The organism is Bordetella hinzii LMG 13501 (genome assembly GCF_001548475.1).
Lineage (GTDB): Bacteria > Pseudomonadota > Gammaproteobacteria > Burkholderiales > Burkholderiaceae_B > Bordetella > Bordetella hinzii.
The window spans coordinates 16,825-32,656 of sequence record NZ_LRUJ01000035.1; the positions used below are offsets into that span (position 1 = coordinate 16,825).

Sequence of the window (15,832 nt, forward strand, 5' to 3'; positions counted from 1 at the left end):
GGCCGGCGCTCGATAAAGAAAAGAAAATCGCTGTCGGCCGCGGCAGTGGCGGCTCAGGATGTCGAAAGGATCGGAGCGGGTCGCGGCGGTCCGCGCGCCAGGCAGGAGCCGGGTGCGGAGGCCGCGCGGGCGACGACTTAGGAGTGTCGCGGGAACACGCGCGGGTGGGCTTGCTTGTGCATCTCTAGCCTCCCTGTGTGTCGAGGGTGATAAGGGAAAAAGACATCGGCATTGCGCCGATGCTGTGCATTCTAGCGCGATACCCCGGGAAATCCATGAGGACCCCCACCCCCAATGTGGTCTTCATGCGACACATATATCTAGCATGATAATATTTAGAATACTAAATATCTATCCGAGACCGCCATGACACCTCCCGCCTCCATCGGCCGCCTGCTGGTCAACAGCGGGCGCCAGTGGCGCAAGCGCATCGACCAGGCCCTGGCTGTCGAGGGCCTGTCGCAGGCAAGCGCCTGGCCGCTGCTGGTGCTGCGCGTGCATGGCGTGCCGCTGCGCCAGGGCGTGCTGGCCGACGAGATCGGCATCGAAGGCGCCTCGCTGGTGCGCGTGATCGACGCGCTGCAGGCCGCCGGCCTCATCGAGCGGCTGGCCGATCCCGAGGACCGCCGGGCGCGCTGCGTGACGCTGTCGGCCGCGGGCCAGGCCAAGGCGGCCGATATCGCGCGCATCGTAGACCGCGTGCGCGCGGAAGTCGTCAGCGGCATCGACCCGGCCGAACTGGCCATCGCCGAGCGCGTGCTGCGCGCTGTGCAGCAGCGGCTTGAAACCCTCAACGCGCCAGGCCCCCAGGCATGATCGCGCGGATACTGAGCTACCGTCCCAGCCTGAGCGACGCCATCTTCTCGGCCAAGAATTTCATCGCGTCCATGCTGGCGCTCTACCTCTCGCTGAGCCTGGATTTCCAGCGGCCGGCCTGGGCCATGGCCACCGCCTACATCATTGCCCATCCGTTGTCCGGCGCGCTGACCTCCAAGGCCGTCTACCGCGTGATCGGCACCTTGTTCGGCGCGGCCGTGGCGGTGCTGCTGGTGCCCCGGCTGGTCAATGCGCCGCTGCTCATGTCGGGCGTGCTGGCCCTGTGGGTCGGCCTCTGCCTGTATATCTCCATGCTGGACCGGCGGCCGCGCAGCTACATCTTCATGCTGGCCGGCTATACCGCGGCCATTGTCGGGTTCTCCAGCGCCGCCGAACCGCTCAATGTCTTCGACACGGCCCTGGCGCGCTGCGAGGAAATCACGCTGGGCATCCTGTGCGCCACCCTGGTGAGCCACCTGGTGCTGCCGCGCCACGTCGGCGGCCTGATCGCCATGCGCATCGAAGACTGGCTGCGCGACTCGGCCAATCTGCTGATCGACAGCCTGCACGGCGAGGACGGCCGCAAGCGCCTGCCGCAGGACATGCAGCAACTGGCCGCCGGCGTGGCCGAGCTGCGCACCCTCTTCGTCCACCTGGCCTACGAGAAGCCCCAACTGCGTGGCGGCGAAGGCGCATTGCGCGTGCTGCACGACCGCATGGCGCTGATGCTGCCCATCATCGGCGCCATCTCCGACCGCGTCACGGCGCTCTGCGGCCTGGCCGGCGGCCAGCGTCCGGCCGACATCGCCCAGCTGACCGCGGTGCTCGAGCGCTGGCTGCGGCCCGGCGCCGACGAAGCCGACTTGCAGGCCCTGCGCGCGGCCATCGCCGGCCTGCGCGCGGCCGCGCCCGCCGGCTCGTCCGGCACGGCGGCCTGGGAGGGCATTCTGCGCGGCAGCCTGGCCATGCGCCTGGAGCGCCTCATCGAACTGCGCCAGGATGCGCATGACCTCTGGCGCCATATCCGGCGCGGCGAGACCCCGCGCCGGCGCACGGCCCGCCGCCTGCCCAGCGCGGAGCTGCGCGACCATGGCGTGGCGCTGCGCTGCGGGGTGGCGGCCGCCTTGTCGGTCGGCTTCTGCGCCCTGGTCTGGATCGGCACGGGCTGGCCTTCCGGCGTGCTCGCCGTGCAGATGGCCTCGGTCGGCGCCTGCATCCTGTCTTTCATGGACGATCCCGTGCCGGCGCTCAAGACGTTTTTGCAGTGCACGCTGCTCTCGGCGCTGATCGTGGCGCTCTATCTCTTCGGCGTCCTGCCCTTGATCCATCACTTCGCCCTGCTGGTCATGGTGCTGGCCGTGTTCCTGCTGCCGCTGGGCATGATGCAGGCCTCGATGGCGCATTTCGGCATCGCGCTGCCCATGATCGCCAACAGCATCCTGCTGCTGAACCTGCACAATGTGCAAAGCGAAGTCTTCGACAGCTATCTGAACGGAGCCATCGCCTCGGTGATCGGCTTTGCCATTCCCACCATCGTCATCAGCTTCGTGCGCGCCATGAACCCCGACACCAGCGTGCGCCGCCTGATCGCCGGCGGCTGGGCCGAGCTCGGCGATGTGGCGCGCGGCCGGCTGGCGCTCACGCGCGACGCCTTCGCGCGCCGGATGTATGACCGCGTGGCCATGCTGGCGCCGCGCGCCAGCGCCACCGCGCCGGCCGTGCGCGCCCGGGCGCTGCGCACCAGTTTTGAGTTCGGCGCGGCCGTCAACCTGGTGGAGCTGCGGCGCCTGCGCGACGAGCTGCCGCTGGCGCCGCGCGCGGCCATGGACGACCTGCTGGGCGCCATGGCGCGCCTGTTCGAGGCGCGGCGCAAGCGGCGCGAAGGCCCCGACGAGCAGGCCCTGCGCTGTCTGGACACGGCCCTGACCCAGGTCAGGCGCGAGCCGCCGGCGCGCGGGCTGGCGGAGATCCTCGCCGCGCTGGCCGGCCTGCGGCTGGCTTTCTTCGGCGCCGCCCCGCCCTATCGCGGCTAGGACCGGTATGCTTGGCTTTTGACGTGGAGAACCGGCATGTCACGCATCCAATATGCCCCCCTGGTCCTCGCGCTCTGCCTGGGCGGCGCCCAGGCCCAGGAAGTGCCGCGCGGCTGCGCGGCCAAGCAACAGGCCATCGAGCGCGAGATCGCCTACGCACGGGAGACCGGCAATACCCAGCGGCTGCGCGGGCTGGAACGCGCCCTGGCGGCCTCGCAGGACTGCAATGACGCCCAGCTGCGGCGCGAACGCGAGGACAAGCTGCGCGCCGCCGAGGCCAAGGTCAAGGAACGCGAGGCCGAGCTGGCCGACGAACAGGCCGAAGGCAAGGTCAAGGACATCGCCAAGGCGCAGCGCAAGCTGGACGAGGCCCGCCACGATCTGCAGCGGGCGCGGGCCGACGTCTACCGTTGACGCCGGCGCTCAGGCGGCCAATAGCGCCAAGGGCGCCATGGGTGCCGCGGGCGCCGCGCTGGCGGCTCGCGGCGCGGCCGCCAGCTTGAAGGCGCTGACCGAGCGCATGAGCGCGGCGGCCTGCTCCTGCATGGCATGGGAGGCCGCCGCGGCCTCTTCGACCAGGGCCGCGTTCTGCTGGGTGGCCGTGTCCATCTGGGCCACGGCCTGATTGACCTGCTCGATGCCGATGGACTGCTCGGCCGAGGCGGCCGTGATCTCGCCCATGATGTCGGCGACGCGCCTGACCGCGGCGACGATGTCCTGCATGGTGGCGCCGGCGCGCTCGACCAGGCGGGCGCCGGCGCCGACCTGGCCCACCGAAGCCTCGATCAGGCCCTTGATCTCCTTGGCGGCGGTGGCGCTGCGCTGCGCCAGCGACCGCACTTCGGCGGCCACCACGGCGAAGCCCTTGCCCTGCTCGCCCGCTCGCGCGGCCTCGACCGCCGCATTCAGGGCCAGGATGTTGGTCTGGAAGGCGATGGCGTCGATCACGCCGACGATTTCCGCGATCCGGCTCGAACTCGACGAGATGGCCTGCATGGTGCCCACCACATCGGCTACGGCGCGGCCGCCGCGCAGCGCCACCTCACTGGCGCTTGCCGCCAGCTGGTTGGCCTGCACCGCGTTATCGGCGTTCTGTTTCACGGTGGAAGCCAGCTGCTCCATCGAGGCCGCGCTCTGCTCCAGCGAGGCCGCCTGCTCTTCGGTGCGCGCAGCCAGGTCGCCATTGCCCGCCGCCATCTGCGCGCAGGCCGCCGAAATGGTCTCGGCGCCGGCCCGTATCCCGGCCACGGTCTTGCCCAGCTGGCTGTTCATCTCGCGCAGCGCCAGCAGCAGGCGGCCGGTCTCGTCCTTGCCGCGCACCTCGATGCGCTGCGTCAGATCGCCCATGGCCACCGTCTCGGCGATCCGGACCGCGTAGGCGATGGGACGCACGATGCTGCGCGTCACCAGCCAGCCCAGCAGGCCGCCCAGGCCCAGCACCGCCACGCCGAAAGAAAACATCAGCATGCGCACCATGCCGGCCGCGTGTCCGGCCTGCTCGCCGGCCTGCGCGGCCCGCTGGCGCGACAGATGGCCGTAGCGTCCCACCGCGTCGATATACGCCTGCATGGTCGGGCGCAACTGCCCGCTCACCAGGGCGTTGAGCGCGGGCCGGTCGGCCGCGTCGTCACGCTGCTTGATGCCGGCCGCCTCGGCGCGCACCTGGCGGTATTGCGTCATGGCGGCGCTGATCGCGGCCAGCACCTGGGCCGCGTCTTCGTCCATGCCGGCTTCCAGGGCCGCCTTGATCTCATTGCTGCGCCGGGTCTGGGCGTCGAACTTGGCGAGCAGGCGCTGCGCTTCGTCGGCGTCGGCGGTCTGCAGAAAGGCCGAGACCGCCTCCATGTGCGAATCCAGCACGCCCTGCCATTCCGCGGCCAGCGCCACGCGCTGCATGGCGCCGTCCAGGCGTTGTCCGGCTTCGCGCATCTGGCCCACGCCCCACAGGCTGACGCCCATCATCGCGCCCATCAGCAGCAGCAATACCCAGATCGCCGCCCCCAGGCGCACGCCTATCCTCCAATCGCGCAGCTTCATGCCCACCCTTTTGTGAAATATTGATACAAGTTTTATATAGGTCTATCCGTCCGATCAAGCGCGGGGGGCCGATCCGCGGGCGCGCCCTTTGATCGTCGTCAAGCGGCGGCCAGGTATGCCGCGGTTTCCCGGCGCGGGCGCCGGCCGCGGCCCCCGCCGGCTGCGCTCTCGCCGCCCCGCCCGGCCGCCCGGCCCGCGCCGGTCCGGGCGGGCACGGCGGCCGGGCGCGTGTAAACTCCTGGCTTTTTGGTTCTGTTGCATGGTGCAATCGTCCCGGCGCCCCGGCGTCGGCGGACCGGCTTTCATCCGTCTGCTGACCCGGTTGACCGACGCCGATGTTCCCGAATCCGGCCAACTCCTGTCGGACCATCTCAGCCAATGGCTGGGCTGGACCGATGGCCTTGCCCTGGCCGCGGCGCTCAACAGCAAGCCCGTGCCCGGGGAGGCCCGCCTGGACCGTGTCCAGGAGCGCGACCTCGTCCTGCTGCGCACCGGCCTGTCCAATGCCATCGCCCGGGACATCAAGCAGCGCGGCCCCTCGCCCTTCCAGGCCAAGGACGCGCCCGCCGAAGACGACTACAAGACCTACCGGCAGCTTTACCTGGCCCTGCAGCAGACCATGGAAACGCGCATCGGCAACCTGCGCACGCGCTTGCGCGCCACGCTGGCGGCCAGCACGCCGGCGCTCACGCAGTTGGCCGTGATGGACGCCATCATGGAACGCGGCCTGCTGCCGCGCGAGCGCAGCCTGCTGGCGACGGTGCCGGGGCTGCTCGAAAAGCATTTCCACCGCCTGCGCGAGGCCGAAGAGGCCGCGCTGGCGGAGCAGCCTGACGCCCGCCGGGGCGGCTGGCTGGAAAGTTTCCGCAAGGACATGCAGAGCGTATTGCTCGCCGAACTGGAAGTTCGACTACAACCGGTCGAGGGGTTGCTTGCCGCCCTTCGCGCCCGCTAATCAGGCCCTCATGACTCGCATCCTCCCTCTCATCGTCTTCCTCGCGGGCTTGGCCGCCATCGGCTGGATAGGCGCCGGCTACATCGGCGGCAATCCGCTGGCCCTGTCCATCACCGCCCTGATCGGGGTCTGCTACCTGGCCGGCGCCCTGGAACTGCTGCGCTATCAGCAGGCCACGCGCGGCCTGACGCGCGCGCTGGAGGGCCTGTCGGAGGCGCCGCCGCAGCTGGGCAGCTGGCTGGACGGCCTGCATCCCAGCCTGCGCAACGCGGCCAGGCTGCGCATCGAGGGCGAACGCGCCAGCCTGCCCGGCCCCGCCCTCACCCCCTATCTGGTGGGCCTGCTCGTGCTGCTGGGCATGCTGGGGACCTTCCTGGGCATGGTGGCCACGCTGCGCGGCACGGGCCTGGCACTGGAAAGCGCCACCGACCTGGCCGCCATGCGCGCCTCGCTGGCCGCGCCGGTCAAGGGCCTGGGCTTTGCCTTCGGCACCTCGGTGGCCGGGGTCGCGGCCTCGGCCATGCTGGGCCTGCTGTCGGCCCTGTGCCGCCGCGCCCGCCTGCAGGCCGGCGAATACCTCGATACCAAGGCCGCCACGACGCTACGCGGCTATTCACTGGCCCACCAGCGCGAAGAGAGCTTCAAGCTGCTGCGCGGCCAGGCCGAAGCCCTGCCGCTGCTGGCCGACCGGCTGGCGGCCATGATGGCCTCGATGGAAAGCCAGAGCCAGGCCCTCAACCAGCGTCTGCTGGCCGGCCAGGAAGCCTTCCACGGCAAGACCGAGGCCGTGTACGGACGCCTGGCCAATTCGGTGGAAACCGCGCTCACGCACAGCGTGGCCGAGAGCGCCCAGGCCGCCGGCGCGGCCATCCAGCCCGCCGTGCAGACCACCATGCAGACCCTGGCGCGCGAAACCGCCGCCTGGCGCGATACGGTCACCCAGGCCTTGCAGCAGCAGATGGACCGCCTGTCCACGCGCCTGGAACAGACCAGCGCGGCCCTGGCCGGCAACTGGACCGAAGCCCTGGCCGGCCAAGCGGCCGCCAACCAGGCGCTCAACCAGGACTTGCGCGGGGCGCTGGAACAATTCGCCGCCGGCTTCGAGCAGCGCGCCTCGGCCCTGCTGGCCGACGTCTCGGCCCGCCTGGAACACGCCACTTCGGCCCTGGCCGCCGGCTCGCAGGCAACGGCCCAGGCCTGGACCGAGGCGCTGGACCAGCAGCGGCAGGGACACGCCGCGCAGGCCGAACAGCTCGAGGCCGCGCTGGGCCGTTTTGCGGCCACCTTCGAGACCCGCTCGGCCCGCCTGCTGGACGATGTGGCCGCCCGCATGGCCGGCACCACCGACAGCGTCGCGGCCGCCACGGCCGGCGTGGCCGACATCTGGAAGGCCGCGCTGGCCGAACAACAGGCGGCCCAGGCGGCGCTGGCCCAGGACCTGCGCCTGGCCCTGGAGCAGTTCAGCACGGGCTTTGACAGCCGCGCCACGGCCCTGGTCGACAGCGTGGGCATGCGGTTGGACGGCACGGCCGGCGCCATCGCCGGCAATGTGCAGTCCGCCCTGGGCGCCTGGCAGGCCGCGCTGGGCGAGCAGCAGCGCGGCCAACAGGACGCGGCCCAGGCGCTGCGCGCCGCGCTGGAACAGTTCTGCGCCACCTTCGAGGCGCGTTCCGGCAACCTCATCGAAAGCCTCTCCGCCCGCCTGGAGGGCGCGGCCCACGCCGTGTCCGAGGGCACGGCCGGTGCCCTGCAGGGCTGGCAAGCCGCCCTGGCCGGCCAGGCGCAGGGCCAGGCCCAGCTGGCCGCGCGGCTGCGCGAGACGCTGGACGGCTTCGCGGCGGCTTTCGAGGCCCGCTCGGCCGGCCTGGTCGACAACGTCGCCGCCCGCATGGACCGGACCACCGAACAGCTCGCCCAGGCCTGGCACGAAGCCCTGGCCCGCCACGACGCGGCCAGCGCCACGCTGGCCGACGCCCACCGCGCCGCCCTGGATGCGGCGGCCGAACGCTTCGAGGGCCACTCGGCCTCGCTGCTGGCCACGGTGGACCAGGCCCATGGCCGTCTGCACGGCGAATTGGCGGCCCGCGACGAGGCGCGCCTGGCCGCCTGGACCGAGTCGCTGGCCGGCGTGGCCGCGGCGCTGCGCGCCGAATGGGAAGACACCGGCAACCGTACCCTGGCGCGCCAGCAGGAGATCTGCGATAACTTCTCGGCCGCCGTCGGCGACCTCACGACCCAGGCCGCGGCGCGGTCTGAGCACATGATCACCGAAATCGAGCGTCTGCTGGAGGCGGCCTCGCAGGCGCCCAAGGCCGCCGCCGAAATGCTCGCCGAACTGCGCCAGAAACTTTCGGACAGCATGGCGCGCGACAACGCCATGCTGCAAGAACGCGGCCATCTCCTCGACACCGTGGACACCCTGCTCAAGGCCATCAACCACGCCAGCCATGAACAGCGCGCCGCGGTGGATGCCCTGGTGGCGTCCTCGGCCGATCTGCTCGAGCGCGTGGGCCAGCGTTTCACCGAACATGTCGAAGGCGAGACCGGCAAGCTGGGCGCCGTGGCCGACCAGGTCACTGGCAGTGCGGCCGAGGTCGCCAGCCTGGGCGAGGCCCTGGGCGTGGCGGTGCGCCTGTTCGATGAAGCCAACGGCAAGCTGGTCGCCCAACTCGAACGCATCGAATCGGCGCTGGCCAAGTCGCTGGCCCGCAGCGACGAGCAGCTGGCCTATTACGTGGCCCAGGCCCGCGAGGTCGTCGATCTTTCCCTGCTGTCGCAAAAGCAGATCATGCAGGAGCTGCAGCAGCTCAACCGCGACGGTGCCGAGGCCGCATGAGAGACGAGTTCGACGCCGGCCCGGAGACCCCGGCCCCCGCCTGGGCGGTCTTTGGCGACCTGATGTCGGTGCTGCTGGGCGCCTTCGTGCTCATCCTGGTGGGCATCATCGGCGTGCAATTGCAGCTCTCGGTCAAGCTGGACGAAGAAGTCAAGGAGCGCCAGGCCGAGACCGAGCGGCGCGAGACGCTGGAGCAGGCCCTGGCCGGCCCGCTGGCCGCCGGCCGCGTGACCCTGGTCGACGGCCGCATCGGCATCAGCGGCAGCGTGCTCTTTGCGCTGAACTCCGACCAGCTCCAACCCGAAGGGCGCGACGTGCTCAAGAGCCTGGCCGCGCCGCTGACGGCCTATCTGCGCGACCGCGACGAGATCCTCATGGTGAGCGGTTTTACCGACGACCAGCCCGTGAGCGAATTCAACCGGCGCTTTGCCGATAACTGGGACCTCTCGGCCCAACGCGCGCTGACGGTCACGCGCGCGCTGATCGAGGCCGGCATCCCGGCCAACACGCTGTTCGCGGCGGCCTTCGGCGCCGAGCAGCCCGTGGCTTCCAATGCCGATGCCGAAGGCCGGGCCAGGAACCGCCGCGTGGAAATCGCGCCCGTGCCGCGCCAGGCCGGCGCCGGCAAGCCCGGGGATAGCGCGGGTGGATAGCGCCGCCCGCCTGCAGGCCTGGCGCGAACAGGGCGCCCATCGCGCCGATCCGGTGCGCTTCGCCGTGCTTGAAGCCCTGGCGCGGCGCGCCGGGCAGCTGCAAGGCGGCGCGCGCCGCGCGGTCGAGGACAGGCTGGCCCGCCTCATCGAAGACTATGCCCGCCTGGCCGACGCGCCGGCCGCGGCCATGCCGTCCGCCGCGCAGCCGGCCGCCGCGCCGCTGCCGGACTTGCTGGCGCATATCGCCGGGCGCGCCGCGATGCCGTCCGGCGGCCTGCGCGAGCACTATCCCGAGCTGCCGCTGCTGGATGACTTCCGCGCCATCTGGACGCGCCTGAGCGCCGACCAGCAGCTGCGCCAATCCATGGAGCAATTGCCCGAAAACGCCGGCCCCTTGAACTCCGACCATCTGGTGCACCGGGCGCTGTCGCACATGCGCGCGCTCTCGCCCGACTATCTGCATCAGTTCATGGCCTATGTGGAGACGCTGTCCTGGCTGGAGCGCTTGAACACGGCCGCCGCGCCGGCGCCCAAGGCTAGCGCGGGCAAGCCGGCAAAGCGGCGTCCGGGCCGAACGTCATCCACTCCCTGACGCCCAGCTCGCGGCTGGGCGCAATGCTGAGCACCTCGCCCTGGCGCGTCTGCACCACCGACTGCGTGCCGTCGACGTCCGCGTGCCCGGCATAGCGGGCTGGCGTCTCGCGCGGCGGCGTAAACAGCCAGGGGCGCCGGCCCTGCCAGCCCCGCGCGACGGTCTGCACCTGGGTGCCCGCGGGATAGCGCAAGGCGCCCAGCGCGTGCGGGCAAATCAAGGTGGCCGAGGACAAGGCATGCAAGCCCCCATCGGCCCGCAGGCGCAGATGCGCCTCGGCCAGCCACATGCCTTCCAGCTGCAGGACCTGCCCCGGCTTCAGGTCTATGCTCCAGCGGTCCGGGTCCACATGGCCGTCGACGTAGACCGTGCCGGTGGAGGCCCGCAGCCGGGCCCCGGACACGGCCAGCGCATGGTCATCGCCGGCGGCCAGCGTGCATTGCTCGAACACCGGCTGGCCTGCCTTGAACTCGAACTCGATGGCCTGCCCGGCATCGCACAGCCAGCCCTGCACCTGCTGCGCCCCCTCGCCGAACACCGACATCGAGACCGCCTCGCTGCCGATCTCCGCGTCGCCGCGCCCGTCGTAGCGGGCCGACACGCGGCGGGCGAGCCGGCGCGCCTGCAGGCCCTGCACCGCCACGGCCTGAGGGAAGACTGCCTCGACAAAGGTCTCGGGCCGGCCCTCGCGCATCAATTGCAGCCGGGTGCCGGCCGGCATGGCGATGCCTTCGATCGTCCGCGCCTGGCCCAGGGTCACCAGGCGGGCCGCTTCCTGGCGCGCCACCTCCTGTTGGTAGCGCCACACCGAGAGCGCGAAGTCGATGCCATAGGCCAGCAGCAGGGCCAACGGCAGGAAGGCGGCCAGGCCGAGCCAGGGATGCCGGCGCAACGCCCGCCGCCAGCTCCGGCTGAACGCCAGGCCCAGGCCCCAGACCGCCAGGCAGACCAGGGCGAGCAGGGACAGCAGCGGCAACAGGAAGAACCAGATCGAAGGAATGCCTACGGGAATCATGGCTTTATGATACCCAGCCGCGCGGACACGCCGGCAGGCAGGTCATCGGCGTCCCTGCTACACTCGCTGCACCTTTTGGGGAGTAGCCGCCTTTCCGCCACGGGAAGGGCCCGCGTCAACAGGCTTGGCCCGACACGGCCATGGCGCGGGCAGCCTGCCGGCCTGGCGAGACCATGGACCTTCCCTGCCGCGCCGGGCGGCAGGGCCGAGGTCTATGCGTAGCGGCCCGGCAGGAGTATCAGATGAATCTGTTGTCCACCGTGGTGCTGGCCTTCGCCATGTCGACCGACGCCTTCGCGGCCGCCGTCAGCAAGGGCGCCGCCCTGCACAAACCCCGTTTCGCCGAGGCCTTGCGCACCGGCCTGATCTTCGGCGTGATCGAGGCCATCACCCCGCTGATCGGCTGGGCGCTGGGCTCCATCGCGGCCACATTCATCGCCGATTGGGACCACTGGATCGCCTTCGGCATGCTCTGCGTGCTGGGCGTGATGATGATACGCAATGGGCTGGCCGGCGAGGCCGAAGCCGCCGCGCCGGCCTCGCGCCATGGCTTCTGGCTGCTGGCCGCCACCGGCTTTGCCACCAGCATCGACGCCATGGCCGTGGGCGTGAGCCTGGCCTTCATCGACAACAACATTGTCTTGACCGCCCTGGCCATCGGGCTGGCCACGCTGACCATGGTGACGCTGGGCGTCATGCTGGGCCGGGTGCTGGGCGCCATGGCCGGCAAGCGTGCCGAAATCCTGGGCGGGCTGGCGCTCATCGGCATCGGCTCGACCATCCTCCACGAGCATCTGAGCGCCGCGGCGGCCTAGCCCCCGCGCGCCTTGATGGGCGTGCCGGCCACCGCGAAATTGCCCGCGCCCAGATGGTGCAAGGTGTGCAGCTCGCGGTTGGCCTCCGTGAAATTCCAGTGGCCGTCCGCGAAGATGCGGCTGTCGGCCGCCGCGCTCACCACCTCGGCAAAGCAGGTGTCGTAGGCGTCCTCGGTATGCGTCTCGGGGATCCAGCGGCACTCCATCCAGGCCGCCATGCCGGCCTCCAACAGGGGCAGGCCCAGCGCCGGCCCCTCGAAGGCCTCGATGCCATGGCGCGCGAACTTGTCGCCCTGCCGGCCGGACACGCTGCCCACCGCATAGGTCAGGTCCGCCAGCGCCGCGCCCGGGATCAGCAGCCCGAAATGCCCGCTGGCCTGCATCAGCTCGCGCGTATAGGTGTGCTTGTCGATCACCACCGACACACGCGGGGGCGTGAACTCCACCGGCATGGACCAGGCCGCCGCCATGATGTTGCGCACCGCGCCATGGCGCGTGGTGATCAACACGGTGGGGCCGTGATTGATGAGCCGGCTGGCGTGCTCGAGCGCCACCGGCCGGAAATAAGAAGAAGACATCGCATGCTCCTGGAAGCGGCCGCCCGCCTCGCGGATGGCCTGCCGATTGAACCAAAATGCGGACGCGCCCGCCAGCCCGCCGCCCAGGCGTCATAAGCTTATTCAGACAAGGGTTTGGAGCGCATGCTACAGTCCTCCCCCGCGTGGCCGGCCGGCCACGAGGAGAAAGTCTTGTCTGCCCGCTTTGCCAACTGGTTGCGCGCCTTCGCCCCCGTCCCCGTGGGGGCCAGCCCCCGGGAAAAATGCTATGGCGCCATCGGGGCGCTGCTCGGTCTGCTGTGCACCGAATGGATAGGCCGCCATGCCCTGGGCCAGGCCAGCCCCTGGTTCGTGCCCCCCATGGGCGCCTCGGCCGTCCTGCTCTTTGCCGCGCCGGCCAGCCCGCTGGCCCAGCCCTGGTCCATCCTGGGCGGCAACATCGTGTCCGCCCTGGTGGGCGTGGCCTGCGCCCTGTGCATCCCCGACACCGCCTGGGCGGCCGCCATGGCCGGCGGCCTGGCCATCGCCGCCATGTTCGCGCTGCGCTGCCTGCATCCGCCCGGCGGGGCCGTGGCCCTGACCGCCGTGCTGGGCGGGCCCGCCGTGAGCCAGCTGGGCTTCGGCTTCGCGCTCTGGCCGGTGGGCATCAATTCCCTTGTGCTGGTCAGCATCGCCATCGCCTTCAACGGCCTGCTCAGGTGCCACTACCCCCGGCGCCCGCAGGACAGCGCCGCGCCGCACCAGACCCGCGACCCGATCCCCAGCCAGCGCCTGGGCTTCTCTCCCGAAGACCTGCGCCAGACCCTGGCGGCCCATGACGAGCTGCTGGACATCAGCGAGGAAGACCTGCAGGCCATCGTCCTGGCGGCCGAAACCCGCGCCGCGGCGCGCCGCCACGGCCGGGTCCATTGCGCCGACATCATGTCGCGCGACGTCGTCAGCCTCCACGCGCACGACAGCCTGGAGCACGCATTGAACCTCATGCGCCGCCATCGCCTGGGCGTGCTGCCCGTCGTCGAGACCGCCAGCGGCACATATCTGGGTCTCTTGAGCGAACACGATGCCCTGGCCGGACAGGCGCGCGGCGCGGCGCTGGCCGAATGCATGCGCTCCGAGGGCGCTTTCGCCACCCCCGACCTGCCCGCCGTCGAACTTGCGCGCCCCATGGCCGACGGCCTGCACTGCGTGCCCGTGCTGGACCCGGCCGGCCGTCTGCAAGGCCTGGTCACCCAATCGGACCTGATCGCCGCCCTCTACCAGATGACCCTGGCCCAGGAAGCGCCACAGCGGCTGGCGGCCTGAGGCCCCGGCTACAATCGGCGCACCACTCCATGCAGGAAGCCGCGTGAGAACCGATAGCCGCCTGTCCCGCGTGCTGCATGTGCTGCTGCATATGTCGCGGGATGACCCGCCCATGACCTCCGAGCGCATCGCCGCCATGCTGGGCACCCATGCGGCCGTCGTGCGCCGCACCCTGGCCGGCCTGCGCAAGGCCGGTTATGTGCGCTCCGAGAAAGGCCATCGCGGCGGCTGGAGCCTGGCTTGCGACCTGGCCCAGGTCAGTCTCTACGACATCTACCAAGCCGTCGGCATCGAACGTCTCTATGCCATCGGCCTGGACCAGAACAACCCCGATTGCGCGGTCGAGCACGCCGTCAACGCGGCCCTGGCCGACGCCCTGGCCGACGCCGAGGCCCTGCTCGTCAAGCGCCTGCGCGCCGTCACCCTGGCCGACCTGGCGCGCGACTTCGGCCAGCGCATGCAGGCCTTCCCGCAAGGACTGGACCACTAGACGCCCCCGGGCGCGCGGATCCCCTACGCGGCCTGGGGATATCTTCACCCGTGTGCGCGCTTTCATGTATCTTTTGTTGATGCAAGAATCCGCCGCGAGGCTTTTCCCTGTCTGGAGTCGCTATGAATCCCCCCATCCTGCAAGCCCTGTGGACCTGCGTGGCCCTGGCGCTGGCCTCGGCCAGCATCGCCATGACGATGACGCAGACCGCCATCTTCGAGCCCTGGCGCAAGCGGATGCTGCGCTGGCATCCGCAGCTGGGCCACTTGGCCAAATGCTTTTATTGCACCAGCCATTGGGTGGTGATCGCCGGCGTGTCGATCTATCAGCCGGCCCTGCTGCCCGGCGGCCATCCGGTGGCGGACTGGATCGTGGCGGTCTTCTTCACGCTGACGCTGGCGACCTGGGTATGCGGCCTGATGTTCAAGGTCTTCCTGCTGGCCATGGGCAAGGCGCTCAAGGAAGACGAGGTCAAGCGCCTGCTGGCGCATTGAACACGGCCGGCCCCGCTTGCCCGGGCGCAAGCGGGGCCGGCGCAAAAAAAAGCCGCGCATCGCGCGGCTTCCGGGAGCGTGGCCTCAGTCCACCTTGTGCAGCCAGCCGTGCTTGTCGGCGCTGCGGCCGCGCTGGATGTCCTGCAGCGCGGCCTTCAGGCGCAGCGTGATCTCGCCCGCGCCGCCCGTGCCGATGGTAAAGCCGTGCTTGCGGCCCTTGACCTGGCCGATGGGCGTGACCACGGCGGCCGTGCCGCAGGCAAAGGACTCGACCAGCTTGCCGCTCTTGGCGTCTTCCTGCCATTGGTCGATGGCGTAGGGCTCTTCGCGCACCGTCATGCCCAGGTCGCGGGCCAGGGTGATCAGCGAGTCGCGGGTGATGCCGGGCAGGATGGTGCCGGTCAGGGGCGGCGTCTGCAGCGAGCCGTCGGCAAAGACGAAGAAGACGTTCATGCCGCCCAGCTCCTCGATCCAGCGGCGCTCGACCGCATCGAGGAAGACCACCTGGTCGCAGCCTTCACGCGCGCCTTCGGCCTGGGCCTGGAGGCTGGCCGCGTAGTTGCCGCCGCATTTGGCCGCGCCAGTGCCGCCGGGCGCGGCGCGGGTGTAGTTGTCGGACACCCAGATGGTGACGGCCGAACCGCCGCCCTTGAAGTAGGCGCCCACGGGCGAGGCGATGACGGCGTACAGGTATTCGGAAGACGGCTTGGTGCCCAGCGCGACCTCGGTGGCGATCATGAAAGGACGCAGATAGAGCGAAGCGCCGTCGGCCGAGGGAATCCAGTCGCGCTCCAGGCGCACCAGGGCCTCGACGGACTCGACGAAGATGTCCTCGGGCAACTCGGCCATGGCCAGGCGGGCGGCCGAGTTGCGGAAGCGGCGCGCATTGGCGTCGGGGCGGAACAGCGTGGCGCCGCCGTCGGGCAGGCGGTAGGCCTTGAGCCCCTCGAAGATCTCCTGGGCGTAATGCAGCACCAGGGTCGACGGGTTGAGATTCAGATCGCCGCGCGCAACGATCTTGGCGTCATGCCAGCCGCGGTCGGCGCTGTAGCGCACGGTGGCCATGTGGTCGGTGAAAATCCGGCCAAACCCCGGGTCCTGGAGCAAGCGCTCGCGTTCGGCGGGCGCCACCGGGTTCGGGTGGCGCTCAACCAGGAATTTGGGTTTGTCTTGACTCATTTCTGTCTCCAGCTCTCATCAGGGGTACGCGACTCGCAGAGCATAACGCCAATGCGAA

15 protein-coding genes and 1 riboswitch are annotated in these 15,832 nt (G+C 70.5%); of the genes, 11 read left to right on the forward strand and 4 right to left on the reverse strand.

Annotated features, from left to right (window positions below):
- The first annotated feature begins 366 nt into the window (after positions 1-366).
- The 3 genes from AXA74_RS18890 to AXA74_RS18900 are packed head-to-tail and all read left to right on the forward strand — an operon-like array spanning position 367 to position 3,263.
- Entirely contained in the window at positions 367-816 is a 450-nt protein-coding gene (locus tag AXA74_RS18890; RefSeq protein WP_223850552.1) for a MarR family winged helix-turn-helix transcriptional regulator, read from the forward strand.
- Positions 813-2,849 (forward strand): FUSC family protein, encoded by a 2,037-nt coding sequence (locus AXA74_RS23990; protein WP_029581346.1) that lies wholly within the window; start codon positions 813-815, stop codon positions 2,847-2,849. The genes AXA74_RS18890 and AXA74_RS23990 overlap by 4 nt, the downstream gene beginning before the upstream one ends.
- A gap of 36 nt (positions 2,850-2,885) precedes the next feature.
- Complete coding sequence (locus AXA74_RS18900; RefSeq protein ID WP_029581347.1) at positions 2,886-3,263, forward strand: DUF1090 domain-containing protein; 378 nt, start codon at positions 2,886-2,888, stop codon at positions 3,261-3,263.
- A 9-nt stretch (positions 3,264-3,272) separates the two neighbouring features.
- On the opposite strand, the gene AXA74_RS24810 is transcribed toward AXA74_RS18900, so the two are convergent.
- Entirely contained in the window at positions 3,273-4,886 is a 1,614-nt protein-coding gene (locus tag AXA74_RS24810) for a methyl-accepting chemotaxis protein (RefSeq protein ID WP_080700975.1), read from the reverse strand.
- A 259-nt stretch (positions 4,887-5,145) separates the two neighbouring features.
- On the opposite strand from AXA74_RS24810, the gene AXA74_RS18910 reads away from it, so the two are divergent.
- Genes AXA74_RS18910 through AXA74_RS18925 form a run of 4 tightly spaced genes read left to right on the forward strand, consistent with a single transcriptional unit; the run spans position 5,146 to position 9,922 of the window.
- Positions 5,146-5,841: a DUF3348 domain-containing protein gene (locus tag AXA74_RS18910; protein WP_029581349.1), complete on the forward strand. Its 696-nt coding sequence runs from the start codon at positions 5,146-5,148 to the stop codon at positions 5,839-5,841.
- Positions 5,842-5,851: 10 nt separating this feature from the next.
- On the forward strand, positions 5,852-8,677 hold the full coding sequence (locus AXA74_RS18915; protein WP_032979451.1) for a DUF802 domain-containing protein: 2,826 nt from the start codon (positions 5,852-5,854) through the stop codon (positions 8,675-8,677).
- A complete protein-coding gene (locus AXA74_RS18920) occupies positions 8,674-9,330 on the forward strand; it encodes an OmpA family protein (RefSeq protein WP_029581351.1) in 657 nt (218 codons plus the stop codon). The genes AXA74_RS18915 and AXA74_RS18920 overlap by 4 nt, the downstream gene beginning before the upstream one ends.
- A complete protein-coding gene (locus AXA74_RS18925; RefSeq protein ID WP_223850553.1) occupies positions 9,323-9,922 on the forward strand; it encodes a DUF2894 domain-containing protein in 600 nt (199 codons plus the stop codon). The genes AXA74_RS18920 and AXA74_RS18925 overlap by 8 nt, the downstream gene beginning before the upstream one ends.
- On the opposite strand, the gene AXA74_RS18930 is transcribed toward AXA74_RS18925, so the two are convergent.
- Entirely contained in the window at positions 9,867-10,937 is a 1,071-nt protein-coding gene (locus AXA74_RS18930) for a hypothetical protein (protein ID WP_032971851.1), read from the reverse strand. The genes AXA74_RS18925 and AXA74_RS18930 overlap by 56 nt on opposite strands.
- Positions 10,938-11,007: 70 nt before the next feature.
- Positions 11,008-11,172, forward strand: a riboswitch (yybP-ykoY riboswitch).
- Between the two features lie 7 nt (positions 11,173-11,179).
- On the opposite strand from AXA74_RS18930, the gene mntP reads away from it, so the two are divergent.
- Positions 11,180-11,752, forward strand: a complete 573-nt coding sequence (gene mntP, locus AXA74_RS18935; RefSeq protein ID WP_032979443.1) for a manganese efflux pump MntP — start codon at positions 11,180-11,182, stop codon at positions 11,750-11,752.
- Here mntP and AXA74_RS18940 read toward each other — a convergent pair.
- On the reverse strand, positions 11,749-12,330 hold the full coding sequence (locus tag AXA74_RS18940) for a flavin reductase family protein (protein WP_029581355.1): 582 nt from the start codon (positions 12,328-12,330) through the stop codon (positions 11,749-11,751). The two genes, mntP and AXA74_RS18940, sit on opposite strands and share 4 nt — an antisense overlap.
- 171 nt (positions 12,331-12,501) lie before the next feature.
- Between AXA74_RS18940 and AXA74_RS18945 the strand changes: the two genes are divergently transcribed.
- The 3 genes from AXA74_RS18945 to AXA74_RS18955 all read left to right on the forward strand — a co-directional run bounded on the left by AXA74_RS18945 (position 12,502) and on the right by AXA74_RS18955 (position 14,595).
- Positions 12,502-13,611, forward strand: a complete 1,110-nt coding sequence (locus AXA74_RS18945) for an HPP family protein (RefSeq protein ID WP_126623608.1) — start codon at positions 12,502-12,504, stop codon at positions 13,609-13,611.
- A 43-nt stretch (positions 13,612-13,654) separates the two neighbouring features.
- Positions 13,655-14,101, forward strand: a complete 447-nt coding sequence (locus AXA74_RS18950) for an Rrf2 family transcriptional regulator (protein ID WP_029581357.1) — start codon at positions 13,655-13,657, stop codon at positions 14,099-14,101.
- A gap of 122 nt (positions 14,102-14,223) precedes the next feature.
- A complete protein-coding gene (locus tag AXA74_RS18955; RefSeq protein ID WP_029581358.1) occupies positions 14,224-14,595 on the forward strand; it encodes a hypothetical protein in 372 nt (123 codons plus the stop codon).
- Positions 14,596-14,679: 84 nt separating this feature from the next.
- Here AXA74_RS18955 and AXA74_RS18960 read toward each other — a convergent pair whose 3' ends face one another.
- Positions 14,680-15,774 carry a branched-chain amino acid aminotransferase gene (locus AXA74_RS18960; RefSeq protein WP_029581359.1) on the reverse strand — a complete coding sequence of 365 codons (1,095 nt, stop codon included), beginning with the start codon at positions 15,772-15,774 and terminating at the stop codon, positions 14,680-14,682.
- Positions 15,775-15,832 lie beyond the last annotated feature (58 nt).

Bases quoted from the DNA above. Each gene is read 5' to 3' on its own strand.
- AXA74_RS18890 (WP_223850552.1), top strand. From the start codon at position 367: ATGACACCTCCCGCCTCCATCGGCCGCCTGCTGGTCAACAGCGGGCGC.
- AXA74_RS23990 (WP_029581346.1), top strand. From the start codon at position 813: ATGATCGCGCGGATACTGAGCTACCGTCCCAGCCTGAGCGACGCCATC.
- AXA74_RS18900 (WP_029581347.1), top strand. From the start codon at position 2,886: ATGTCACGCATCCAATATGCCCCCCTGGTCCTCGCGCTCTGCCTGGGC.
- AXA74_RS24810 (WP_080700975.1), bottom strand. From the start codon at position 4,886: ATGAAGCTGCGCGATTGGAGGATAGGCGTGCGCCTGGGGGCGGCGATC.
- AXA74_RS18910 (WP_029581349.1), top strand. From the start codon at position 5,146: ATGGTGCAATCGTCCCGGCGCCCCGGCGTCGGCGGACCGGCTTTCATC.
- AXA74_RS18915 (WP_032979451.1), top strand. From the start codon at position 5,852: ATGACTCGCATCCTCCCTCTCATCGTCTTCCTCGCGGGCTTGGCCGCC.
- AXA74_RS18920 (WP_029581351.1), top strand. From the start codon at position 8,674: ATGAGAGACGAGTTCGACGCCGGCCCGGAGACCCCGGCCCCCGCCTGG.
- AXA74_RS18930 (WP_032971851.1), bottom strand. From the start codon at position 10,937: ATGATTCCCGTAGGCATTCCTTCGATCTGGTTCTTCCTGTTGCCGCTG.
- mntP (WP_032979443.1), top strand. From the start codon at position 11,180: ATGAATCTGTTGTCCACCGTGGTGCTGGCCTTCGCCATGTCGACCGAC.
- AXA74_RS18940 (WP_029581355.1), bottom strand. From the start codon at position 12,330: ATGTCTTCTTCTTATTTCCGGCCGGTGGCGCTCGAGCACGCCAGCCGG.
- AXA74_RS18955 (WP_029581358.1), top strand. From the start codon at position 14,224: ATGAATCCCCCCATCCTGCAAGCCCTGTGGACCTGCGTGGCCCTGGCG.
- AXA74_RS18960 (WP_029581359.1), bottom strand. From the start codon at position 15,774: ATGAGTCAAGACAAACCCAAATTCCTGGTTGAGCGCCACCCGAACCCG.